The sequence below is a fragment of the Parasalinivibrio latis genome (assembly GCF_036825535.1).
GTDB lineage: Bacteria > Pseudomonadota > Gammaproteobacteria > Enterobacterales > Vibrionaceae > Parasalinivibrio > Parasalinivibrio latis.
Map to the genome: position 1 here is coordinate 2,956,867 of NZ_CP098812.1, position 22,076 is coordinate 2,978,942.

22 protein-coding genes are annotated in these 22,076 nt (G+C 50.4%); 14 read left to right on the forward strand and 8 right to left on the reverse strand.

Annotated features, from left to right (window positions below; all coding sequences use genetic code 11):
- Positions 1-45 precede the first annotated feature (45 nt).
- Both glnD and NF212_RS13730 read left to right on the forward strand, forming a co-directional pair.
- Positions 46-2,667, forward strand: a complete 2,622-nt coding sequence (gene glnD, locus NF212_RS13725; protein ID WP_434356530.1) for a bifunctional uridylyltransferase/uridylyl-removing protein GlnD — start codon at positions 46-48, stop codon at positions 2,665-2,667.
- Between the two features lie 98 nt (positions 2,668-2,765).
- The gene (locus tag NF212_RS13730) at positions 2,766-3,143 is read left to right on the forward strand and encodes a DUF3461 family protein (RefSeq protein ID WP_434356532.1); all 378 of its coding nucleotides are present in this window, start codon (positions 2,766-2,768) and stop codon (positions 3,141-3,143) included.
- A gap of 51 nt (positions 3,144-3,194) precedes the next feature.
- Here the strand turns inward: NF212_RS13730 and truC are convergent, their stop codons facing one another.
- Both truC and NF212_RS13740 read right to left on the reverse strand, forming a co-directional pair.
- A complete protein-coding gene (gene truC, locus NF212_RS13735; protein ID WP_434360888.1) occupies positions 3,195-3,968 on the reverse strand; it encodes a tRNA pseudouridine(65) synthase TruC in 774 nt (257 codons plus the stop codon).
- Positions 3,969-3,978: 10 nt separating this feature from the next.
- Positions 3,979-4,302 (reverse strand): YqcC family protein, encoded by a 324-nt coding sequence (locus NF212_RS13740; protein ID WP_434356534.1) that lies wholly within the window; start codon positions 4,300-4,302, stop codon positions 3,979-3,981.
- A gap of 138 nt (positions 4,303-4,440) precedes the next feature.
- Here NF212_RS13740 and NF212_RS13745 point away from each other — a divergent pair, with 138 nt between their 5' ends.
- The 4 genes from NF212_RS13745 to NF212_RS13760 all read left to right on the forward strand — a co-directional run bounded on the left by NF212_RS13745 (position 4,441) and on the right by NF212_RS13760 (position 7,117).
- Positions 4,441-5,451: a DUF3549 family protein gene (locus NF212_RS13745; protein ID WP_434356536.1), complete on the forward strand. Its 1,011-nt coding sequence runs from the start codon at positions 4,441-4,443 to the stop codon at positions 5,449-5,451.
- On the forward strand, positions 5,451-5,759 hold the full coding sequence (locus NF212_RS13750; protein ID WP_434356538.1) for a DUF3301 domain-containing protein: 309 nt from the start codon (positions 5,451-5,453) through the stop codon (positions 5,757-5,759). The genes NF212_RS13745 and NF212_RS13750 overlap by 1 nt, the downstream gene beginning before the upstream one ends.
- Positions 5,760-6,547: 788 nt before the next feature.
- Positions 6,548-6,784 carry a DUF2789 domain-containing protein gene (locus tag NF212_RS13755; protein ID WP_434356540.1) on the forward strand — a complete coding sequence of 79 codons (237 nt, stop codon included), beginning with the start codon at positions 6,548-6,550 and terminating at the stop codon, positions 6,782-6,784.
- A 42-nt stretch (positions 6,785-6,826) separates the two neighbouring features.
- Positions 6,827-7,117: a hypothetical protein gene (locus NF212_RS13760; RefSeq protein WP_434356542.1), complete on the forward strand. Its 291-nt coding sequence runs from the start codon at positions 6,827-6,829 to the stop codon at positions 7,115-7,117.
- A gap of 35 nt (positions 7,118-7,152) precedes the next feature.
- Here the strand turns inward: NF212_RS13760 and NF212_RS13765 are convergent, their stop codons facing one another.
- Positions 7,153-7,926 carry a Zn-ribbon-containing protein gene (locus NF212_RS13765; protein WP_434356544.1) on the reverse strand — a complete coding sequence of 258 codons (774 nt, stop codon included), beginning with the start codon at positions 7,924-7,926 and terminating at the stop codon, positions 7,153-7,155.
- 17 nt (positions 7,927-7,943) lie between these two features.
- Positions 7,944-8,513 carry a SecY-interacting protein gene (gene syd, locus NF212_RS13770; RefSeq protein ID WP_434356546.1) on the reverse strand — a complete coding sequence of 190 codons (570 nt, stop codon included), beginning with the start codon at positions 8,511-8,513 and terminating at the stop codon, positions 7,944-7,946.
- A 61-nt stretch (positions 8,514-8,574) separates the two neighbouring features.
- Between syd and queF the strand changes: the two genes are divergently transcribed.
- The 5 genes from queF to xni all read left to right on the forward strand — a co-directional run bounded on the left by queF (position 8,575) and on the right by xni (position 15,899).
- Complete coding sequence (gene queF, locus NF212_RS13775) at positions 8,575-9,420, forward strand: NADPH-dependent 7-cyano-7-deazaguanine reductase QueF (RefSeq protein WP_434356548.1); 846 nt, start codon at positions 8,575-8,577, stop codon at positions 9,418-9,420.
- Between the two features lie 95 nt (positions 9,421-9,515).
- The gene (locus NF212_RS13780; protein ID WP_434356550.1) at positions 9,516-11,777 is read left to right on the forward strand and encodes a tetratricopeptide repeat protein; all 2,262 of its coding nucleotides are present in this window, start codon (positions 9,516-9,518) and stop codon (positions 11,775-11,777) included.
- Between the two features lie 156 nt (positions 11,778-11,933).
- Entirely contained in the window at positions 11,934-13,478 is a 1,545-nt protein-coding gene (locus tag NF212_RS13785) for a diguanylate cyclase (RefSeq protein ID WP_434356552.1), read from the forward strand.
- 145 nt (positions 13,479-13,623) lie between these two features.
- A complete protein-coding gene (gene ppnN, locus NF212_RS13790) occupies positions 13,624-14,982 on the forward strand; it encodes a nucleotide 5'-monophosphate nucleosidase PpnN (RefSeq protein WP_434356554.1) in 1,359 nt (452 codons plus the stop codon).
- A gap of 122 nt (positions 14,983-15,104) precedes the next feature.
- On the forward strand, positions 15,105-15,899 hold the full coding sequence (gene xni, locus NF212_RS13795) for a flap endonuclease Xni (protein ID WP_434356556.1): 795 nt from the start codon (positions 15,105-15,107) through the stop codon (positions 15,897-15,899).
- 44 nt (positions 15,900-15,943) lie between these two features.
- On the opposite strand, the gene rlmM is transcribed toward xni, so the two are convergent.
- The 4 genes from rlmM to NF212_RS13815 are packed head-to-tail and all read right to left on the reverse strand — an operon-like array spanning position 15,944 to position 18,924.
- On the reverse strand, positions 15,944-17,011 hold the full coding sequence (gene rlmM, locus NF212_RS13800) for a 23S rRNA (cytidine(2498)-2'-O)-methyltransferase RlmM (protein WP_434356558.1): 1,068 nt from the start codon (positions 17,009-17,011) through the stop codon (positions 15,944-15,946).
- Positions 17,012-17,019: 8 nt separating this feature from the next.
- A complete protein-coding gene (locus NF212_RS13805; protein WP_434356560.1) occupies positions 17,020-17,400 on the reverse strand; it encodes a DUF423 domain-containing protein in 381 nt (126 codons plus the stop codon).
- Positions 17,397-18,020, reverse strand: a complete 624-nt coding sequence (locus tag NF212_RS13810) for an alpha/beta fold hydrolase (RefSeq protein WP_434356562.1) — start codon at positions 18,018-18,020, stop codon at positions 17,397-17,399. Before NF212_RS13810 ends, NF212_RS13805 begins: the two co-directional genes overlap by 4 nt.
- Complete coding sequence (locus NF212_RS13815) at positions 17,998-18,924, reverse strand: transcriptional regulator GcvA (protein WP_434356564.1); 927 nt, start codon at positions 18,922-18,924, stop codon at positions 17,998-18,000. Before NF212_RS13815 ends, NF212_RS13810 begins: the two co-directional genes overlap by 23 nt.
- Positions 18,925-19,324: 400 nt before the next feature.
- Here NF212_RS13815 and csdA point away from each other — a divergent pair, with 400 nt between their 5' ends.
- The 3 genes from csdA to NF212_RS13830 all read left to right on the forward strand — a co-directional run bounded on the left by csdA (position 19,325) and on the right by NF212_RS13830 (position 22,072).
- Complete coding sequence (gene csdA / locus NF212_RS13820; RefSeq protein ID WP_434356566.1) at positions 19,325-20,542, forward strand: cysteine desulfurase CsdA; 1,218 nt, start codon at positions 19,325-19,327, stop codon at positions 20,540-20,542.
- Between the two features lie 14 nt (positions 20,543-20,556).
- A complete protein-coding gene (gene csdE / locus NF212_RS13825) occupies positions 20,557-20,994 on the forward strand; it encodes a cysteine desulfurase sulfur acceptor subunit CsdE (protein WP_434356568.1) in 438 nt (145 codons plus the stop codon).
- Positions 20,995-21,331: 337 nt separating this feature from the next.
- Positions 21,332-22,072 carry an SDR family oxidoreductase gene (locus tag NF212_RS13830; protein WP_434356570.1) on the forward strand — a complete coding sequence of 247 codons (741 nt, stop codon included), beginning with the start codon at positions 21,332-21,334 and terminating at the stop codon, positions 22,070-22,072.
- Positions 22,073-22,076 lie beyond the last annotated feature (4 nt).

The following is a 22,076-nucleotide window of genomic DNA, read 5'->3' on the forward strand; positions in this document are numbered from 1 at the left end:
TGCTCCGATAATAAGAATACAGCACGACTAACTGCAGGGAATGCAATGACTGATACACTTCTCCCGCCAGACTCACTTCAGGAAACTGACCTCTGCGCAGCGTCACTGAAACCGCAACTGGCACTTTTCTTCGAGCAACAGAAAGAGCGTTTCCTGCAACAGGCTCCCGTCGCAGACCTGGTTTTTGAGCGAGCGTCGTATATGGACAGTCTGCTCGGCCGGTTATGGACTCATTTTGGATTTACCCAGAGTCCAACACTGTCCCTGATTGCAGTGGGCGGTTATGGCAGAGGAGAACTGCATCCGCTGTCCGACATAGATCTGCTTTTGCTCAGTGACAGCAATATCGACAAAGATACCGAAGCAAAGATCAGTGAGTTCATTACCCTGCTCTGGGATCTCAAACTGGAGGTTGGGCACAGTGTCCGCACCCTGGATGAATGCGTCGCGGTAGGTCTCGACGACCTGACGGTTGCTACCAACCTTCAGGAAGCCCGTTTGCTGTGTGGGAACAAAGCACTGTTCCACCGATTGAAAATGCGGATCCACGCAGAAAACTTTTGGCCCAGTGATATCTTTTTCCGAGCCAAAGTACAGGAGCAGGTTGAACGGCATGCCCGTTACCATGACACCGCTTTCAACCTGGAGCCGGACATCAAATCCACCCCAGGAGGCCTTCGAGACATCCACACATTGAGCTGGGTCGCCCGTCGCCATTTCGGGGCGACTACCCTGATGGAAATGAGCCGGTTTGGGTTCCTGACCGATGCAGAGTACCGGGAACTCAATGAGTGCCAGAACATGCTTTGGCGCATTCGTTTTGCCCTTCACTTGCACCTTCGCCGTTATGACAACCGGCTGACTTTTGGTTACCAAGCAGCAGTCGCAGAAACACTCGGTTACCAGGGAGAAGGGAATCGCGGTGTTGAGTTCATGATGAAGGACTTTTTCCGGACACTGGGCCGCGTGGCTGAGCTTAACCATATGCTGCTCCAGCTTTTTGAACAGGCTATTCTTGGTGAAACAGATGGCGACAAAGTCAGCGTCATCGATGAGGATTTCCAACTGAAGGGAAACCTTATTGAAGCGCGCAAACCGGCACTCTTTCAAGCTCGCCCGGATACCATCCTCGACCTGTTCCTGCACCTAGCCGGGGACAGTGAGATTAAAGGAATTTCTGCGGCAACCCTCAGGCAACTCCGTACCGCCCGTCGCAGGCTTAACCGATTCCTGTGCGATATCCCCGAAGCACGGGCAAAATTTATGGAACTGGTTCGCCACCCAAACGCCCTGACCCGGGTGTTCACCCTGATGCATCGTCACGGTGTGATGTCCGCATACCTGCCGCAATGGAGCCAGATTGTCGGCCAGATGCAGTTTGACCTGTTCCATGTTTACACCGTTGACGAGCACACAATACGGCTTCTCAAGCACATTAACCGGTTTACCAAGGAGAAATACCGCGAGCGCCATCCGATCTGCTGTGAAGTGCTTCCACGGATTAACAAACGTGAATTGTTGATACTGGCTGCCATTTTCCATGATATCGGTAAAGGCCGTGGCGGGGATCACTCAGAAATCGGAGCGGAAGAAGTCTGGCAAGTCTGTATTGACCATGGCCTGTCCAAGCCGGAAGCCAATCTGGTCTCATGGCTGGTGCGGAACCACCTGTTAATGTCTGTCACCGCCCAGCGGCGGGATATCTATGACCCGGATGTCATCCGAGAATTTGCCTCAAAAGTGCGGGATGAAGAACGCCTTGATTTGCTGGTATGCCTGACGGTCGCAGATATCAACGCTACCAATCCGGAGCTTTGGAACAGCTGGAAACGTACCCTGTTGGCAGAGCTGTATTACTCCACCCAACGAGCACTGCGCCGTGGCCTGGAAAATCCACCGGATGTCCGCGACCGAATCCGTCACAACCAGCACCTCGCCAGTGCCCTGCTCCGCTCCCAGGGATTTGCTGCGCGTGAAATCGAAGTCCTTTGGCACCGGTTTAAGGCTGACTATTTCCTGCGTCATACACACAAACAAATTGCCTGGCACAGCGCGCATCTGCTCAGGCATGACAACAATGAACCGCTGGTATTAGTCAGTAAAAACGCCACTCGGGGTGGAACCGAGATTTTTGTGTACAGCAAAGACAGGGTCAGCCTGTTTGCCCGCGTGGTAGCGGCACTGGATAAGAAAAACCTCAGTGTCCATGATGCGCAGATTATGACCAGCAAAGACGGGTTTGCCCTGGATACATTTGTGGTACTTGACCCAAATGGGGATGCTATCACGCCAGATCGCCACGACACTGTCGTGGATGAAGTGTGCAACTCGTTAAAGAGCGACGGACCGGTGAAAATAGTCAAACGCAGGGCCCCCAGGAAACTGCAGCACTTTACCGTCAAAACCAAAGTCGACTTTCTGCCAACCAAAACCGGGAAACGTACCCTGATGGAGCTGGTCGCACTCGATATGCCTGGGCTTCTGGCCAGAGTAGGTGCTGTTTTTGCCAAAGAGTCGGTTTCCGTTCACGCAGCCAAAATCACCACTATCGGCGAACGTGCTGAAGACTTTTTTATTGTCACTCACACAGACGGAACCGCCCTGACGGATGCGCAGCAGGACACTCTAAGGGCATCGCTGGTCGAGAACCTTGCAGATCATGTTTAACACGGGATCAACGCCACAACTCGGCGGGGTAATCCTACCGGTAACCAGATTTGCTGATAGTCTACACTGGATAAAAATCATGCAGTAAAGAGGCGCCTATGTACCCAAACCTGAAAAGCATTGGTATCGACAACCCGGAAAAAATTGAGCGCTATACCCTTCGTCAAGAAGCATCTTACGACACGCTGAAGATCTATTTTGTGAAAGCAAAAGGGGAGTTGTTCGCAAAAAGCGTGAAATTCAAGTATCCGCGCCAACGTAAAAATGTGCTGGTTGACAGTGGCAGTCACCAGTACCGCGAAGTCACCGAGATAAACCGCAGCCTGTCCCTGATCATTGATGAGTTGGATCAGATAGTCGCCAAAGAGCATGCCGAACAGGATATAAAAAAGAAAATTCTCCGCGATCTACGCCACCTTGAAAAAGTTGTGGCTTCCAAGATCGAAGAGATCGAAGCAGATCTGGAAAAACTGTAGTCCACTCAAAGGGTGTGTTCAATGCACACCCTTTGCCTCTCATATTGACGCTTACTCTTGAGAGGGAATCGCACCCTGAGCGTCAGGGTTCACCGGCAGCATACCGTTCCAACCCAGACCTTTCAGTACACGGTCCCAGCAAGCGTCAACCCGAGCATGAATTTCTACTTTTTCCTCAGTCACCGGATGGGTGAAATGCAGCTCAGAAGCATGAAGCAGTAGCTGGTGAGCGCTGAATTCACTGCGGAAAATCCGGTTATGGCGACCGTCACCATGGTTTACATCTCCGATAATATGGTGGTTTAAATGATGCATATGGCGGCGCAACTGATGTTTGCGGCCGGTATGGGGGTTCATCTCCACCAGTGAATAACGGCAGGTTGAAAACTTGCCAAGGGGAATAGGCAGCTCAGCCCTTGCCATCGGATGGTACTCGGTAACTGCATCCTTGTATTCAGGCTCTTTAGTGGCAAATTTATCCGCTACTTTGTCGTATTCTTCCTTCAACGGATAATCCAGGACGGCCCCTTCCATCATCCATCCCCGGACAACCGCATGATAGGTCTTTTTCATCTCCCTGCCGGCAAACATAGGCATCATGGTTGATGCGATTTCGCTCGAAAGGCCAAACAGCAATACGCCTGACGTCGGGCGGTCCAGCCGGTGGAGAGGAAATACGTGCTGGCCGATTTGGTCACGAAGGGTCTGCATCACAAACCGGGTTTCACCCTTATCCAGCCAAGAGCGATGAACCAGCATCCCGGAAGGTTTGTTAACCGCAATCAGGTATTCATCGCGGTAAAGAATTTCTAACTGTTCCTGCATCATTTATTGCTCAGTGAATAACCCGGTAAAGTAAATCGATTTCACGGGTGAGTTTCAACAAATCACCTCTGCAAGGCTGCTCTTTCAGGGCTTCTTCAAAGTACGGTGTAATATCAAACGTCTCTGGCAGTGGTAACCGGGCATCAACCAACTGCTGCATCCTTGGAATAAAAATCCACTGCAACCACTCAATAGGGGAGAGTGAGTCTATTGCGAAAGGTTCAGTACTTGCCATGGATTGAGCTGAAGGTGCTTTGTCCTGCCACTCTCCGTGGTTTTTAAGCACATCGGTCATTTCAGCCAGCAGCCTGGCGGTATGACGGTATTTGTCCATCTTGCGACCTCATTGAAAAGTGAGCCGGGTGGGCAAAGTAGCGCGAAAGAATACCACCAAATGACCTATTTTTCCCTGACTCCTGATTGGCAGGTATATATACTCGGGGAATCGTAAGAATAAGATTTAAGATGATTCATGGACGCGACGCATACACTTTCCGGCATTGTCAGCCAGGCTGGGTGCCAGTTTCAGGTTTTTGACTTAGGCCGCCGGGTACAGCCTGTCGATAACACAACCTTTATGGCTGTTGAAGCCAACCAGGCCCCTTATCCCTACCCTATCCAGCAACATGCTGTTTTTGCGTTTGCCTACTGGAAAGAGGTTTCAAGCCCATGGATTTGGTTCCTTAAATTTCCTTTGGATGAGCGTGGGTTGCTCAAGCAGGCAGCTGTCGGAGATTTTATCCGTTACATTGCCGAAGCGCTGGGTGCTGTTGACAACCCGGAAGATCCAGAGGATCGGGGGGAAATGCCATACACATACACGCCACCAGATAGCAAGATGGCCATGTTCCATGCCTTGTTTGCCGCACAGCACGGTCAACAGGCCAGCCGATACTACGAGCACACCCAGCACTATTTGTCAGGAAACCTTGAATGGGATAATTGGCAAGGTGTCGGCATTCAGGGGATTGCAGATGTCTGTTCCCGCCTGAAAAGTGACAATAACACCACTGTTTTGCGAAGGGCTCTTACCCACCTTCCCAGTGAGCCATTTGATGCTTTTATGGAATGTCTGGAGCACACAGAATTGCCGGATTCACTGGCAAACCGGCTGGCAGAGTTATTGAACGACAATATTCCAGCCACTGACCGGGATGTCACTCTTATACGGGCACTCGCCGGGGCCAACCAACGTATTCAGGTTGAAGCAATTTCGTCATGGCTGGCCAATACTGTCAGCGAAGACGGCTTGGTTGCCATAGCCGGACGCTGCTGGAACGCGCTGTCTGAACCCGCATTGTTAGAGCCGTATTTGCTCACACTGGCCCGAAACGGTAACCAGCCACTGTTTAACGCTATATTCCGAGACCTGGTTCAAATACCATCATTGCGCATGTACCTGCTTCCTGTATTGCATGGACAGTGTTCACCGGCACTCAGCAACGCCCTGCTGGCACTGCAAAGCACTGTCAAGGAGAGCTGATGGACGCACTGCTGGGAATATTGCTGGTCACCCTTATAGGCGGAGCCTTCTGGCAACAACGACGTCAGTCTGAAATTGCTGCCACTCAGATATCCCGGCGGCTGAAGCAGTTGGAGTTACAATTGGTATCGGTTTCCCGTGGACATTGGAAACTGCAAAGGAGCAATGGCAGGTTGAGGTTCGTAACCTGCTACCATTTTGAGTTTTCCGCTGATGGCCTTGACCTGTACCAAGGTGAAGCAGTGATGGCCGGATTCAGCCTGGTAGGTTTCAATCTGCCACCTCACCGGATGCCACAGCAGTTCTGACCCAACAAAAAAGCACCCAACCGGGTGCTTTTTGTAATATCCCTCAAAGGTTTATACCAAATGGATTAATCCAATGGTGTGAGAGGCATATTGCTGTGCCGAATTTTACGGCGCCAGAAAAAAGGTGGGCGCGACATAAAGTCGCGCCCGAGGTCTTTAACGCAGCTATCCTGCTACAATTGTGCTCCCTGCATCAATCCTTGAGAGACCGCTGAATCCTTCAGCCCTATCCTTATCTTCTCCTTCCTGGAGGTGTCCTTTGGTCTTACCTTGACCCGTCGATCCTTCCTGTCTCGACTCTCTTCTCCGTCCTGGAGGTGTCCTTCACTTCGTCCTGAAGTCTTTCCGTGCTATCTCCAACCGTGGAGAGTCCGAAGTCTTCCTGACCTACAAGCTTCCTGCCTGCAGTGACAATCCCTCGATCCAACTTCCTGTTCTGCAATCCTTGCCGGCATTCGTCCTGAATAACCGCCTCTTCCTGAGGACCCGTTCCGTGGTTGAGTTCCTGTTCCGTTTGTCAGTTCCTTCCGACGGAATAAAGATTACTTGATTCCCAAACGGAAACAACCCGACTTACATCACTAATTGAATAAAAAAGTACTCAAAACCCACCAAAAACAACCTAAACCACTGTAATTACGTTGTTTTAGTCTGTTAACAAAGAGAAATACTTATTCATTTCTGTCAAATCTCCCACGCGCGTGTGAGAGATCTCTTACAAAGCCAATCGTCATTCACTATCCGGGATGGCTATACTTTAATCGGAAAGCAAATTCTGGGAGTAAAGTATGGAAATTTTTCACCATGATTTAGCGACACTTTTTGAACAGCTTGGCTTGCCAGCAGATAAGAAATCCATTGAAAAATTTATCATTTCTACCAGTATCCCGGAAGGGCTGGCTCTGCACGAGGCAGAATTCTGGACACCCGGACAACGTCAGTTCCTCTGTGAAGCGATCAGCCAGGATGCCGACTGGAGCGAGCAAATTGACATGCTGAGTGTCTTGCTGCGAAAAGAAAGGTGAGACAATATATCTGAAGGAAACAGTACGTTAACGTGAGCAATTATGAGTACATCTTACACCGCACTTATCGAAGCAGCCCTGCGTCAGTTGCATGCAGAAGGAAAACAGGCAAGCATTGCCGCAGTAAAATCCAAACTAAGCCAGCCTGTCCCTATGCCTGTACTGTTGAGTGCAATCCAGGCGTATAAAAAAAACGGGATTGTCCCCGAACAAAAAGCTCACGATACACCTAAAGCAAACGCAGACGCCCGCATTACCGAGCTGGAAAAGGAAGTGGCAGATCTCAAAGCGCGCCTGCATACATTGGAAAGCAAACTGGAAAATAAAGGGTAACATCGTCGTTACCCTGTTTCACCCAGGTATGCCGGTTATAAAAAGTCCCAGGACATGTTGGATATCAACCGGCATTCATCGCATTTGAAATAAAAAATATCATGCAAAGGCTCCTTCAATGCCCAATCACCACCGCATTTCGGGCAACACCGCGACACTTCCTGTTCCTTTGACTCTCCGCCAACCCTGTACTGGTAGTAATAGGTCGGGATACCGGTAAGAAACTCAATACGTCCACGTAAATCCCATCCCCGGCGGAACAGATCGGTACCGACTTCCTGCATCTCTGCCAGAGCCGGGAACTCAATCTTACTGGCTCCTGCCATCTGGAGCTCATCGCACGCCTGCCATTCTGTCTGCCATTTTACCACGGCCTTGTGATCGCCGTTAAAGGTGGCAGGAAGGCGGTACAGCGGGATTGGCTGCAAGGTATCACCGCTTCGCAACGGGGAACAGGTGTGAACGTAAGTGGTATAAAGAAGTTGCCACGGTGGCGTGCCCGGCTCATAGGTATCTTCTGAGTTAACATCCCGGCCAAGCACTTTCACTTTAGGGCGCAAAAGACTGGCATCAGCCAGTTGCTTAAGGCTCGCCTTAACCTGGGGGCTGTGATTTTTCTCATGCAGGCTGTCTTTCTCTGGACAGACGGCACGGACACGGAACTCCCCTTCCCCCATTAGCAGCGGAAATTCCCGGCCATAAACCTGGCCATTGTAGCGAAGTACATCCATCAGCCCATTGACAGCTTTTTCCACTGCGCTGATGGTCGTGTTGTCAAAACATTCAAAAACAAGTTCAGTTACATACATAGTGTTCTTTAGCGTTCTCAGGCAGTGAATGAGGCTTGTTCATCAAGGTCAGGTTTTATCAGGGACAGAAACTCAGCCAGGGATGGGGCAAGCACAGTGTGTTTATCCGTTCCCAGAGTTTCCAGAATAACCTCCCCGGTCAGGTTCGACAGGGAGATAACTTCAAGCTCCGCATCCGTGGTACCAATAAAAAGGGTAGGGTTGAGCTTGCGACGGCGCTGGGTTACGAGGTGGCCAATCAGGTTTTCCTGCAAGCGGACAAAATCATCATCATTCCAGACCTGAACCAGCTCAAAACGGAGATCATCCAGCCGGGCACTCATATCACCGGAGAATTGCGACGAGAAATAAGCGTGGGCCTCTTCGCACAGCCGGATCTCCATACCAGCCTCAATCTTGGACAGGTCGGCATGGTCATTTCTCTTTACCGGCTGCCACTGAACGCCCCTATCGGTTTCCTTTACCACACAGGGTGAAGCAAGCCCTTCATAAAGATCACTTTCTGGCAATGAACCGTGCCGTGACTGCCAGGCTGCAATATATTGCTGACTAAACAGCCACAATGCTTCGGTAACAGGGTGATTCATTAGCAACCTTCCGTAAGATTCAGTAAAATTGCCTTATTCTAATCCATTGGTGTCGAAAAGCATGAGCAATTACCAAGGTGCCAAGGTTCTGTCCGATCTGAAACTGGGCAAAAAGACCGAATACAAGGAGCAGTACGACCCATCCCTGCTGCAGCCGGTTCCGCGTAGCCTGAACCGTGATGAGTTGGATTTGGGGGACACCCTGCCATTTACCGGCTATGACATCTGGACACTCTATGAGTTGTCCTGGCTTAATGCCAAAGGCCTGCCACAGGTTGCCATCGGAGAAGTACGCCTTCCCGCCACCAGCCCTAACCTGATTGAGTCCAAATCATTCAAGCTTTACCTCAACAGCTTCAACCAGACCCGATTCGGCAGCTGGCAAGAAGTGGCTGACACTCTGCAAAAAGACCTATCAGCCTGTGCAGGGGAAGAGGTGGATGTTACCGTGTTGCCTCTGGAAGAGTTTGATGACAACCGGATCGTCAATATGGGCGGCGAGTGCATCGACAACCAGGATATTGAAATCAGCACCTATGCATACGACCCGTCACTGCTCGAAGGTGCCGCTGACGGGAAAGTCGTCTCTGAAGTCCTGCACAGCAACCTGCTGAAATCGAACTGCCTGATAACCAACCAGCCAGACTGGGGATCAGTCCGGATTTCATATACCGGTGGCAAAATCGACCGGGAAAAACTGTTGCGCTACATTGTCTCCTTCCGCCGCCACAATGAGTTCCATGAGCAGTGCGTCGAACGCATGTTTGCTGACATCATGGCCCAGTGTAAACCGGAAAAGCTGACAGTTTACGCACGCTATACACGCCGTGGCGGCCTGGATATCAACCCATACCGTACAAACATGGGCAAAACACCAAGCGAAAACAACCGCACCGCCCGTCAATAGTCATTCCTGCCCGGCCTTTAGGGGCCGGGTAACTGGTTTCATCCTGCTTTTATCTCTTTCACAATCCGGAAGGTTGAAGTGTGCGAAAGGAAGTCATGCGCCACCTAAAAGTTATCCTTGCAGCAGCAACGCTTTTTCTCTGCTCTTCAGCACGAGCCGAGCTTAACACTGCCCCTATTCTCAGTGATGCCCTTAATCTGCTCGAGACCAATCCCTCGCAGTCGCTTTCCATTACAGACAATTACTTAAAAGAGCGCCGGCTTACCCAGCCATCAGGCAGCAACCACATGAATGATGAAGGTGACCGGCAGATAAGGAGCCCCCTTCACACCATCCATGCCCATATCATCAAAGGTATGGCACTGGTCGCTCTCGGCAGGATAGATGAAGGCCTGCAGTCGATGCAGAAAGCAGACTTGATGGCACAGGAATACAAACTGGTAAGTGCCCGGCTGGCAGCGTTAATCGCCAAAGCCTCCACCCATTGGAAAAGTTACAACGACAGCCTGATGGCCCTTAACCTGCTCGCTGAGTTCCAACAACTGGTCAGCGACACAAAAGTTGTCAGCACCAACCTTCCGGAGTTGAAGTTCCACGCTGCACTTCTGTCCGCCATTATTTACTCCAATACAGACCACCAGGAAAAAGCACTACAGGCGTTCCACAATGCTGAAAACCTGATAAAAAAACTTTCTGACGGGGAAAGACCAAAGCTACAAACCATATACCTGACAGCACTCGGCAAGCATTTCCTCCAACAGCAAGACTATGAAGGCGCACTGGCTGAGCTGCTGCAGAGCTACTGGATCGCAAGTGAAAACCAGCTCGAAAGCGAGCTTGCCCGAATTAATGTGGAGCTGTCCCGCCTCTACCTGCTTCGTGGAGTACTGGATAAAGCCCAGCAACATGCCAACCAGGCCGCAGACTTCTACGAACATTTCAGGTTAAGGGACAGGCTGACCGAAGTGTTGCGCCTGCTTGCCAACGTGTATGAAATTCAGGGACGATACAATTTCTCGCTTGCCACCTATTTCAATGCCCTGGACTGGGCTGACCAAAACGGCCAGAAAGCGTTGCAAGCCCCTCTTCTGGTCGCTGTTTCCCGTATATACCTGGAACTGCACCACCTTGGCCTTGCGAAAGAGTATGTTGAAGACGCACTGAAAATAGCAAAGGAAAACAAAGACAAACCTACACTTTCAGAAGCTTACATTCAGCTTGGCAAGGTACAGGCAGATATGCTCCACTACCCGGATGCAATACAGTCGTTACACAGCGGAATACTGCTGGCAACCGAAGTTGGCAGCACATCTCTGAAAAGAAACGGCCTTGCTGCACTTTCAATGGTCTACGAGGACTCTGGTGATTATTTCAATGCACTTCGTACCCAGCGGGAGTTAGAGTCACTCTCACCTGCCAAGGCAGCACAGGCAAAAGTCGCAAAAGCCTTCAAACAGCAACAACAGGTCATTGAACGACAACTGCAGATGGATGACATGCAACGCCAATTGTCAGACAGCGTGCAAGCGTTCATGAACCAGCGCAATCTGTCAGCAATCCTGCTAATTGTTTTAGTCATACTTGCCGCAACTTTATACAGCCGCCACAGGATTGCGGTTTTACGCAAATTCAAGCTACAAAACCTACGAGATGAGTTTTATACTCACCCGCGCAGTGGCTTAAGGAACCTGCGGATGCTGAATGCCCGCCTGCAGAACTCCCTGCAGCAGAGCAGTGCAAACTTTGAACAATGGACATTGGGCGAGATTATCCATGAACCCTTCCATGATCGCCTGCGGTTTGCAATGTTCGAAGTACCTTTCCTGAAAATCGTCTACCTCGAACACGGTTACAAGGAAGGTCTGAAGCTGGAACGAGAGTTTGGTAACTACCTGAATGATCAGGTAACAGATCCGGCCCGACTTTACCATTTCTCCGATGCCATGTTCATTTACATTGAACCCAATTCGAGACTGGACAGTCAGCCAGAGCAGCTCGCGGGCTCCGTCCAGAAGCTTATTGATGATTTTATTGAACATCATAAGGAACGTAACCTGGATAACAGAGCCCGTATCGGTATGGCGGAGTATCCGTTCTTGTCACGGGCAAGTACCGCCATTAATGACCAGGAGCTGATTGATATCCTGCTTATGGCAACCAGTGCAGCCCGGCTCATCAGCAAAAAAGAGGACGGCAGCCAGTGGGTACACCTCAGTGCTATTGAGCATGCACCTGCAGCCAGTTTCGCAGGAGACAACATCCGCCAGGCATGCCTGGATGGCATAAAAACTGGTTTAGTAAAAACTAAAACGTCTTCAAAACTGGATTTTGAGTGGCACGAAGATCACGATAAATGAATAAAAAAGTCGACACATATTGAGTTATATCGCAATAAGCGAAAGCTCAATTGGGAACTACGTGACCCTACTCTAACTTTTTGATAAACCTATCATGATAAGTAACCGAAAGGCTCCCCGAACGAGTGGGCCGGGCAGTCTCAGTAACAGGTAACGATGACCGCAAGCGCAGCACAAGCGAATTTAAATAAACGACTCGCATCAGTACAACTTGCCTACCGGGATCTTTCACTGAAATCCCGGCGCGAAGTGCTTATACTGAAGCGGTTGATTTCGCGTCTCAGCGTAGCCTGTCGTGGTCAAAATCAGGTACTGGACCGGAAACTCATGGAGCTCAAGTCGGATCTTGAGCATGGCAAGGACGTAAGCACTCTGGTGCCACGGTTGGCGGTTGTTGAAAGGATGATCAGTAAACAGTCGGCTGAAAACAGTCAGGAACACGACAAAATGGAAGTCGCGCTTCACCGCAGTGGTGAAGTGCTGAAGCGCATGCAAGGTTTGCCAGCCCAGTTAAAAAGGGATCTGCGTAACCTGCTCCAGTCCCCTGCGCAGACCCGCAATGAGGCAAACAGCCGTGTCATTGAGCTTCTCAAGCTATACGAGAGAGCCCTAAAATCCCTGACAGTTTCCCCCAGCCATTCCAATTCTATCGATTCCATAGACCCGGACCTGCTTAACAAGCTTGCGGATGAACTTCAGCACCTTATTACCGAACTTGATTTTGACGGTGAAGCGGGTGCCACACTGCTTGATATCCGTAACAGGCTTTTGCTGGTTTCTGACTCCCGTACACTGATTGAACTCTCTTTAGAATCCATCAAGCTGGTATTGCAGGGAACCCACGCAGAGCGCAAGGCTTCACAGAAATTCCTCGGGCAGGTCAACGATGATCTTGCCGGGCTACAGAAGTCCAACGCACAAACCAGTGACAGTGCTGCCAGTATCATTGAACAGCGCGAAACCATGCTGGTTTCCATGGAAGAAATTGCCAGCGAGCTAGAAAATACAGTCGGCCGTCTGCCACCGGAAAACGAAAATACCGCAGTTGTTGCCAATATTGCCTCGGAAATGCACACCATCGTTGAGCAGAACCTCTCATTGAGCAAGCGTGAGCAAGACCTGATGGAGAAGCTTAAAGCGACGGAGAGCAAGATCAGCCAACTGTTCGAGCAGACACTGGATTACCGCCGCCGGTTGGGCGATCAGGAGCGCAGAATGTTCCTTGATCACCTGACCAAAGCCTATAACCGTGCAGCCCTCAATGACCGACTGGAACACGAATACCGCTGTTGGCTCCGTTACCAGCGTCCGCTGTGCCTGGCGATTATCGATATCGACCACTTCAAGGAAATCAACGACCGCTTCGGGCACCTTGCCGGGGACAAAGCCCTTAAAGTCATTGCCAAAACTATCCAGCAGTCCGTCCGTGACACCGACTTTGTTGCCCGCTTTGGCGGTGAAGAGTTTGTCGTCCTGATGGCGGATGCCAATGAAGAAACCCAGCACAATATTCTTGCAACTATCAGTGAGAGTATCTCCAAACTGCCGTTCAAATTTAAAAATGAGCGGGTCAGTATCACGATTTCTATCGGCGCTACCGTCTTCCGTGACAACGACTCACCAACTGAAGTCATTGAGCGTGCCGACATAGGTTTGTACGACGCGAAAAACCGCGGCCGCAACCGAACCCACTGGGTTTAACTCACCTCCCACCTGATTTTTCTGCGCACCGCGTGTGAAATAAAAAACCTGCCCGGCTGGTCAAATTTCTTATATTTGGTATATGGTTAAATAAGATACTGATTTAATTGGCTATCAGTTCGTTAAGCCAACAATGGAGGTGGCTATGATCACACACGTAAGCCCTGTTGGAGCCATGGATCTGCTGTCCCAGCTTGAAGTGGACCGCCTCAAAGACACAGCAAAAACTGACCTGTACCGGCTTTACCGTAACTGCTCCCTCGCGGTTCTGAATTCGGGAAGCCACACTGACAGCTCCAAAGAACTCCTGGAAAAAAACCTCAATTTTGATATCCGCGTGTTACGCAGGGAGCGCGGGGTAAAACTGGAGCTGGTTAACCCTCCTGAACATGCATTGGTTGACGGAACACTTATCCGCGGTATCCAGGAACACCTGTTCTCAGTTCTGCGCGATATTATCTACCTCAACTCTTACCTGGATCATGACCGTGGTGGCCTTAACCTCACCAACTCCATTCACGTCACCAACCTGATTTTCGCCATTTTACGCAATGCCCGCACCCTTCCGCAGGGCAAGGATCCAAATCTTGTGGTGTGCTGGGGCGGTCACTCCATCAACCCTGTTGAGTACCAGTACACCCGTGAAGTCGGCAATGAGTTGGGCCTTCGCGAACTGGACATCTGTACCGGATGCGGACCTGGCGCTATGGAAGGCCCGATGAAAGGTGCGGCTATCGGCCACGCCAAGCAACGCATCCGTGACAGCAGGTTTATTGGCCTGACTGAACCGTCAATCATTGCAGCCGAGCCGCCGAACCCAATCGTCAATGAGTTGGTGATCATGCCGGATATTGAGAAGCGCCTCGAAGCCTTTGTCCGGATAGCCCACGGCATCATCATATTCCCGGGTGGTGCCGGTACGGCAGAAGAACTTCTCTACCTTCTCGGTATCCTTATGCATCCGGAAAATAAATCGCAGCCGATGCCAATTGTACTGACCGGGCCAAAAGAGAGCGCAGCCTACTTTGAAGTCATTGACACCTTTGTCCGGGAAGTACTTGGAGAAGACGCCACCAAGTACTACAAAATTGTCATTGGTGACCCTGCGGAGGCCGCACGGATTATTAAAGGCGCAATGCCGGATGTTCGTGAGCACAGGAAAGAAACCGGCGATGCCTACTCCTTTAACTGGTCTTTAAAAATTGAACCTGAATTCCAACTGCCGTTCGACCCGACCCATGAAAATATGGCAACCCTCGACCTGCACATGAACCAGCGCCCAGAGCAATTGGCCTGTGCCCTTCGCCGTGCATTTTCCGGCATTGTTGCCGGCAACGTAAAAGATGAAGGGATCCGGCGTATTGAGCGACACGGCCCATTCAAAATTCACGGCGACACTGAGCTGATGCGCAAGATGGACAAGGTGTTAAGGGGCTTTGTGGATCAGCAGAGAATGAAGTTACCGGGTTCAGAATACATTCCCTGCTATGAAATCATTACCTAACCGGGATTAAGACCAGACCGGCCGTGACATCCGGTAACAGCATTACTTACAATAAAGGAGCCGAAAGGCTCCTTTTTAATTGGTTGTTTTCATTACTCCTGCCACTCCAGAGGCCCCGAACTATGGCTATACACCTTGTCATCATCGACGCAATGAACCTTATCCGGCGCGTCCATGCCGCCCAGGGAAATGACGAGGATATTGCAGCCACCAGCAGGGTATGTTGCCACGCCATTGACAAAATTATAGCCCAAAGCGAGCCAAGCCATATGGTGGCGGTATTCGACAGCCCTCACCAGCACCGGGGCTGGCGGGCTGACTTACTGCCAGACTATAAAGCCGGACGCTCACCCATGCCGGAGGCACTGGAAAAAGGACTGGATGACATACAGGAAGCATTCTGGCTGAAGGGCATTGATTCCCTTCTCTCGGTGGGTGATGAAGCCGATGACATGATTGCGACACTGGCAACCAAGCTGGCTGGCAGAGGGGAACAAGTGACCATTGTGTCAACAGACAAGGGATACTGCCAGCTGTTGCAGCCAACCATCCGCATCCGTGATTATTTTCAGCAGCGATGGCTGGATATTCCCTTTATTGAAAAGGAGTTTGGTGTCGCTCCTAACCAACTCACTGATTACTGGGGGCTGGCAGGCATTTCATCAAGCAAAATCCCGGGGGTGCCGGGCATAGGCCCAAAATCTGCGACAGAACTATTGCACCTGTACCAAACACTGGAGGGTGTTCTGGGCGCGGAAGATCTTGCCCCAAAATGGCAAAAGAAAATCGACGGGCACCAGGAAATGGCACGGATTTGTAAGCAGGTATCCAGCCTGAAAACCGATATAACCCTCGGGTTTAACTTGCAAGACATCCGCTACTCCGGGGAGCGAACGGCAGAAAGTAATACCCAGTAAAAAGCCGGCTCAGAGCCGGCTTCAATACTGTATCCAACAATATATCAGTTGATACGGCGCAGGTGGATAGTGATCTCTTCACGGTCGTGGTAGAGGTGCTTGGCTTGCATTTCGTAACGCACACCATTGTCACGCAGGAAGATACGCAGGTTGTCGATATCTTCCTTCACTTCCTCGTAGCGGTTTTTCATTGGCAGTTTGAGGTTGAAGATTGCCTCTTTTGCCCAACGATCGATAATCCATTCCCCCATCAACTGGGCTACGCGGGATGGCTTTTCAACCATGTCGCACACCAGCCAGGTCACGTTTTTACGCGGCGGTTCGAATTTGAAGCCGTCAGCCTGGTGGTGTTTCACCTGGCCTGTCTCCATCAGGCTCTCTGCCATCATGCCGTTATCCACGGAATGTACGAACATAGAACGGCGTACCAGCTGGTAAGTCCACCCTCCCGGGCAAGCACCGAGATCAACCGCCCACATCCCAGACGCCAGGCGCTCATCCCATTCTTCCCGGGGAATAAAGGTATGGAAGGCTTCTTCCAGCTTCAGGGTAGAACGGCTCGGCGCATCCGCCGGGAACTTCAGGCGCGGGATACCCATATAAAACGGTGAATTGTTGTTTGACATGGAATAACCCACCAGACAACAACCCGGACGAGTAAAGCAAACATGAATAGCTGGACGCTTTGGGTTCTCCTTGGCAAACAGTACCTTATGCTTGCGCATTGCCTGACGAAGCGGCACGGTGAACTTACGGCAGAATTTCAGCAGCTCTTTGGCTTCGTTGTTATCCGGGGTCTCTACGCGCAGATCACCACCGGTAGGCAAGCCTTCACATGCTTCAAGGATCGGTGAGATACGATCGGACGGATCCAGATCCTCACATTGTCCGACTACCGCAATCATCTGACGTGAGAAAATAAGCTGGCTGAAGGTGATCTCTTTGATCAGTTTCTGTGCGTCGCCATCCTGGTAGCACTCGAAAAGCACATATCCGCTGTTCTTGGTCAGACGCGGAAAGCCATACACTTCCAACTGTGCGGCTTTGTCAGTGATTTCTCCGGCACACTCTTTTTCAAAACCGGGACGACAATACAACAATACTTGCTTCAACTCGAACCTCACTCACTCCGCCAGGCTGCTGTCATGGCAGCAGCCCAGCCAATCAGAAAACAAACACCCCCAACCGGGGTTACGGCGCCGAACAGTGTAATACCTGTTAAAGCCAGGACATAGAGGCTGCCGCTAAAGAATAGTATGCCTGCGGTAAAAAACGCCGCAGCGAGCTTAAGGGTGCGTGGTACGTCTCCAATTTGACGCATCCAAAGTGCTACTGCGATCAGTGCCAGAGCGTGGATAGCCTGGTAATGGACACCTGTCTGGAAAATGTCCAGATGATACACCGACAGAGTTCTCTTCAGGCCATGGGCTGCAAACGCCCCTAAAGCCACACTCAAACCACCAAACAGGGTACCGAAAATCAATGCCAAACGGGAATTCACTGAGTAACCTCCCGAATAAATGCCACTGTTTTATCTGCCGCCATCATCAGGTTCTCCTGTTCGGTATGACCGGATACCTTACGCGGTTTAAAGCTGTGGTCGCCGTCAGGGACAAACTCCACCCTGACAGACTCAGACAGAACAAATTCTGCCACTTCACTGCGTTTGCCGAAGGTATCCCTTTCTCCCTGCAAAATCAGGCAAGGCTTATCCATATCAGCAAGGTGGCCGCCTTTGAAATTTTCCGGCTTACCCGGAGGGTGAAAAGGAAAGCCCATACAGACGATACCTGTAACATCCTCCCGATCGTGAAGCAGGGAAGCCATACGTCCACCCATAGATTTCCCACCAATAACCACTTTCCCACGACCATGCTCGGCAATCACGTTCTCAAAGTGTTCCAGAAGCTTTGGTGCACGATCCGGCGGACGCTTTTTCCCATCCAATGCTCGTTTAGCCATGTAAGGGAAATTAAACCGCACCACACGGATACCCTGACCAGCGATCAATCCAGCCATCCTGGCCATAAAATCATGATCCATTCCTGCCCCGGCACCGTGGGCAAAGATGAAGGTGACATCAGCCGACTCCGGCCCATCAATCAGAAAGTTGGTTTCCATGGCGGTTATATGTCTCCTGTTCACTTTCAACTTTGTTTACCATCCACTCACGAAACGCCTGAATACGACCGGTTTCAGCGTCTTTTTCCTTACAGACCAGGTAAAACGCACTCTGGCTTACCAGAATCTCCTCGAACGGACACACGAGGCGGCCGGACTCAAGCTCAGGCTGGGCCAATACGTTATTCCCCAGTGCAATCCCCTGCCCATGAGCAGCAGCCTGTAGCACCATACTTGAGTGGCTGAAAATCGGACCCTGGTTCACATTCAGGTCATTGAGACCATGCACTTTGGCAAATGCCTTCCAGTCTTTGCGCGATGTATCATGCAGAAGCATGTGGTTTTTCAGATCCGCCAAAGTATGAAGTGGCTTGGGTCCATTTAACAGCAAGGGTGAGCAAACCGGTACCAGGTATTCTTGATGAAGTTTGTCCACACGAAGACCCGGCCAGTTACCTTTCCCATAATAAACCGCCACATCAACATCGTCGGTCAATGACCCATCTTCCAAATCAACTGCTTTAATCCGAACATCGATATCAGGGTGACTGGTATTAAAGTCAGCAAGCCTAGGAACCAGCCATTGGATCGCAAAGCTTGGTGGCAGGCTTATAGTGAGTGAACCCTTGGCGTTACGCTCTAATATTTTTTCGGTCGCATCCGACAAAGATGAAAAAATATCCTTGATATCAAGAAAATAACTCTGACCCTCTTCGGTAAGCAAGAGTGAGCGGTTTCGGCGTCGGAACAACTTCAAGCCAAGAAATTCTTCCAGTGCTTTGATTTGGTGGCTGACCGCCGCCTGGGTAACGAAAAGTTCCTCGGCAGCCCTTGTAAAGCTTAGGTGTCTGGCCGCAGCTTCAAAGACTCTCAACGAGTTGAGTGGGGGTAAACGTCTTGCCATGTGTGTTTGTATTCCTGGCTAGATAAATCATTAGTTTTTTTAATGCGGAACATTATAATTTGTCGATTGCCGTGCCGCCATAGAAATCCTATATTTGCGTCGCACCACGGCGCTAAGTACTCCTTCCCTGTGTACTGCTTCGTTGAGTGGTTGCGATGTTGTGTTTGCATATTGCCTGGGAATGCCGGGCACGGCAGAGATTTCTGCCAAGTTTAAAATTCCTGTATTTTGACCCTGTCTGTCAAAGTGTTTGCTGGCACTGAGTGAGATAACTCAGTGCCTTTTTTTATCCCTTCTGTTTGCCTTCCGGTCCCCATTACCCTTAGCAGGCTTGCCATCACACTTTTGAACCGCGATCATAGCCAGGTTAATAACCTCTAACTGGCACGAATAACCTCCCATGTGTAATTCATTTAGCTTCCCTGATACCAGAAAACAATTTCCGGCTCTCTGTCAAAGCGGCAACAGTGGCCTTGTCTATCTTGACAGCGCTGCGACTGCGCAAAAGCCGTCTGTCGTACTGGATGCCATTCAGGGATATTACCGAGGAGGAAGTGCCAATGTTCACCGCGGGAGCCATCAGCTGACAGCGACAGTGACCTCCGGGTTTGAAAGCGCTCGTAAAACAGTGGCCGATTTTATTGGGGCAAGTGCCTCAGAAGTGGTCTGGACCCGTGGAGCCACAGAGAGTCTCAACCTGATCGCCCAGTCCTATGCCCGGACGGTATTGAAACCGGGTGATGAAATCATTGTCAGCGAATTGGAACATCACGCCAATATTGTTCCTTGGCAGTTAGTCGCAGCCCAGACTGGTGCAAAGGTTATAAAGTGGCCGGCAGACCCTCAGACCTGCACACTGGATCTTGATACTCTGCGCTCCCTGATCACCAGCAACACCCGACTGTTAGCCATTGCACACATCACCAATGTAACAGGCACGCGCAATCCCATTGAAGATGCCATATCCCTGGCTCATGACGCTGGAGCTGTTGTTGTCATTGATGGCGCACAGGGAATTGTCCATGAAAGAGTAGACATGAAAGCGCTGGATGCTGATTTCTATGTATTTTCAGGGCATAAACTGTTTGGGCCAACCGGTATAGGTATTCTTTACGGCAAGAAGGCACTTCTTGACGAAATGCCGCCCTGGCACGGCGGGGGCAAAATGGTGGAGCGCGTTTCATTTGAAGGGACCACATTTACCCGCTCTCCCGGTAAATTCGAAGCAGGCACTCCGAATATTGGTGGCGCCATGGGATTGGCCGCTGCCGTCACATGGTTTTCCCAGCTTGATTTGGCCGGAATCGAAAACCACATCCATGCATTGCACCAACGCCTCGTGAAAGGCATCAACAACATAGAGGGTGTGCGTATTATCGGGCTGCAACCGGGCGCGAGTATCGTTTCCTTGGTGGTCGAAGGTGTACACCACCAGGATCTTGCAATGCTGTTGGATCAACAGCAGATCGCCGTACGCTCAGGAAACCACTGTGCACATCCGCTAATGGATGCCCTTGGCATCACTGGCACGCTGCGTGTGTCCTTTGCCATGTATAATTCCCCTGAAGATATTGACCACTTTGTTGAGGCTCTCAACAAAGCCTGCTCCATGCTATAACAAGGAAACTTGCGATGACCGATTTTCCATCCCACCCATTTGGCGACGTTATCACTGCAGAAACTGTCCAACAGGCTATGTCAGAAGCGAAAGGCTGGGAAGACAAATACCGATATGTGATCCAGATCGGCAAACAACTGCAACCTATTAATTCTGAGGATAAAATAGATACTCATCTAGTTTCAGGTTGCGAAAGCAAAGTGTGGCTGATCCACCGGTGGGAAGATGGAAAAATCCAGCTTTGGGCTGACTCTGACGCCCGTATTGTTAAGGGGCTCCTTGCCGTGGTTTTAGCCGCTTATAACGGCAAAACTGCTGAAGAAATCAACACATTCGACAAAGATGCCTACTTCACTTCTTTGGGATTACTCAATCACCTTACCCCGACACGAAGCAATGGCATACATGCAGTAATTGATAAAATCATCGAAAATAGCAACTTCACGTCCTAACTCCCCTCTGCCCTACAAAAGGGCAGATATTCACCCCCCAAACACATCCGAATTACATTTGATTAACATAAGTTTTTGAAAAATTTGACTCTGCGCAAATTTTAGAATGAATGAAGATTAATCACTTGCCCAGAAAAGCAGCGTCATGAATCGTAAGGAAAAGTGTCATTGCATATTCAACTAGACACGATAAATTAAAAATTCAAAAGTCGCAGTTTCCCTACCACTGCGCGTCTCTTTGGAAAAAGATGACTGTAATCTGGTGTTGTACTGTTGTTCCGGATGCAGCTGCAGACATCTTGTAAGTTTGCTTGTTGTTTTACGAACGGAGTCACTCATGCAGAAACTCGCGCTAATCACCGGTTCCAAGGGTGGAATCGGATCCGCGATCACCGAAAAGCTTGTCCAGGATGGTTTCCGGATCATCGCAACTTATTTCACAGGTAATTATGAATGCGCCAAAGAATGGTTCGATGAAAAGGGCTTTTCTGAAGACCAGGTTACACTCTTTGAGCTGGATGTTACCAATGCTGATTCCTGTCGTGAACGACTGACTAAACTGCTGGAAGATGAAGGCACTGTCGATGTACTGGTTAATAACGCCGGCATCACCCGTGACTGCACCTTCAAGAAAATGACAGCAGAACAGTGGAATGAAGTTATCAACACCAACCTGAACAGTGTGTTCAACGTTACCCAACCTCTGTTTGCAGCCATGTGCGAGAAAGGCGGTGGCCGCATCATCAATATTTCTTCTGTCAATGGCCTGAAAGGCCAGTTTGGCCAGACAAACTACTCTGCCGCAAAAGCCGGGATGATCGGTTTTAGCAAGGCACTGGCATTTGAAGGGGCCCGCAGTGGTGTCACCGTCAATGTAGTCGCTCCTGGCTATACCGGCACGCCAATGGTACAGGCAATCCGTCAGGATGTGCTCGACAGCATCATTGAGACTGTTCCGATGAAACGACTGGCTACTCCAGAGGAAATTGCTGCAGCCGTTTCATATCTGGCAAGTGATGCCGGCGCCTACATCACAGGTGAAACCCTGTCGGTGAACGGCGGCCTGTACATGCAATAACCCC

What these genes read in the sequence shown, in the direction of transcription:
- glnD (WP_434356530.1), top strand. Translation starts at nt 46, where the DNA reads ATGACTGATACACTTCTCCCGCCAGACTCACTTCAGGAAACTGACCTC.
- NF212_RS13730 (WP_434356532.1), top strand. Translation starts at nt 2,766, where the DNA reads ATGTACCCAAACCTGAAAAGCATTGGTATCGACAACCCGGAAAAAATT.
- truC (WP_434360888.1), bottom strand. Translation starts at nt 3,968, where the DNA reads ATGCAGGAACAGTTAGAAATTCTTTACCGCGATGAATACCTGATTGCG.
- NF212_RS13740 (WP_434356534.1), bottom strand. Translation starts at nt 4,302, where the DNA reads ATGGACAAATACCGTCATACCGCCAGGCTGCTGGCTGAAATGACCGAT.
- NF212_RS13745 (WP_434356536.1), top strand. Translation starts at nt 4,441, where the DNA reads ATGGACGCGACGCATACACTTTCCGGCATTGTCAGCCAGGCTGGGTGC.
- NF212_RS13750 (WP_434356538.1), top strand. Translation starts at nt 5,451, where the DNA reads ATGGACGCACTGCTGGGAATATTGCTGGTCACCCTTATAGGCGGAGCC.
- NF212_RS13755 (WP_434356540.1), top strand. Translation starts at nt 6,548, where the DNA reads ATGGAAATTTTTCACCATGATTTAGCGACACTTTTTGAACAGCTTGGC.
- NF212_RS13760 (WP_434356542.1), top strand. Translation starts at nt 6,827, where the DNA reads ATGAGTACATCTTACACCGCACTTATCGAAGCAGCCCTGCGTCAGTTG.
- NF212_RS13765 (WP_434356544.1), bottom strand. Translation starts at nt 7,926, where the DNA reads ATGTATGTAACTGAACTTGTTTTTGAATGTTTTGACAACACGACCATC.
- syd (WP_434356546.1), bottom strand. Translation starts at nt 8,513, where the DNA reads ATGAATCACCCTGTTACCGAAGCATTGTGGCTGTTTAGTCAGCAATAT.
- queF (WP_434356548.1), top strand. Translation starts at nt 8,575, where the DNA reads ATGAGCAATTACCAAGGTGCCAAGGTTCTGTCCGATCTGAAACTGGGC.
- NF212_RS13780 (WP_434356550.1), top strand. Translation starts at nt 9,516, where the DNA reads ATGCGCCACCTAAAAGTTATCCTTGCAGCAGCAACGCTTTTTCTCTGC.
- NF212_RS13785 (WP_434356552.1), top strand. Translation starts at nt 11,934, where the DNA reads ATGACCGCAAGCGCAGCACAAGCGAATTTAAATAAACGACTCGCATCA.
- ppnN (WP_434356554.1), top strand. Translation starts at nt 13,624, where the DNA reads ATGATCACACACGTAAGCCCTGTTGGAGCCATGGATCTGCTGTCCCAG.
- xni (WP_434356556.1), top strand. Translation starts at nt 15,105, where the DNA reads ATGGCTATACACCTTGTCATCATCGACGCAATGAACCTTATCCGGCGC.
- NF212_RS13810 (WP_434356562.1), bottom strand. Translation starts at nt 18,020, where the DNA reads ATGGAAACCAACTTTCTGATTGATGGGCCGGAGTCGGCTGATGTCACC.
- NF212_RS13815 (WP_434356564.1), bottom strand. Translation starts at nt 18,924, where the DNA reads ATGGCAAGACGTTTACCCCCACTCAACTCGTTGAGAGTCTTTGAAGCT.
- csdA (WP_434356566.1), top strand. Translation starts at nt 19,325, where the DNA reads ATGTGTAATTCATTTAGCTTCCCTGATACCAGAAAACAATTTCCGGCT.
- csdE (WP_434356568.1), top strand. Translation starts at nt 20,557, where the DNA reads ATGACCGATTTTCCATCCCACCCATTTGGCGACGTTATCACTGCAGAA.
- NF212_RS13830 (WP_434356570.1), top strand. Translation starts at nt 21,332, where the DNA reads ATGCAGAAACTCGCGCTAATCACCGGTTCCAAGGGTGGAATCGGATCC.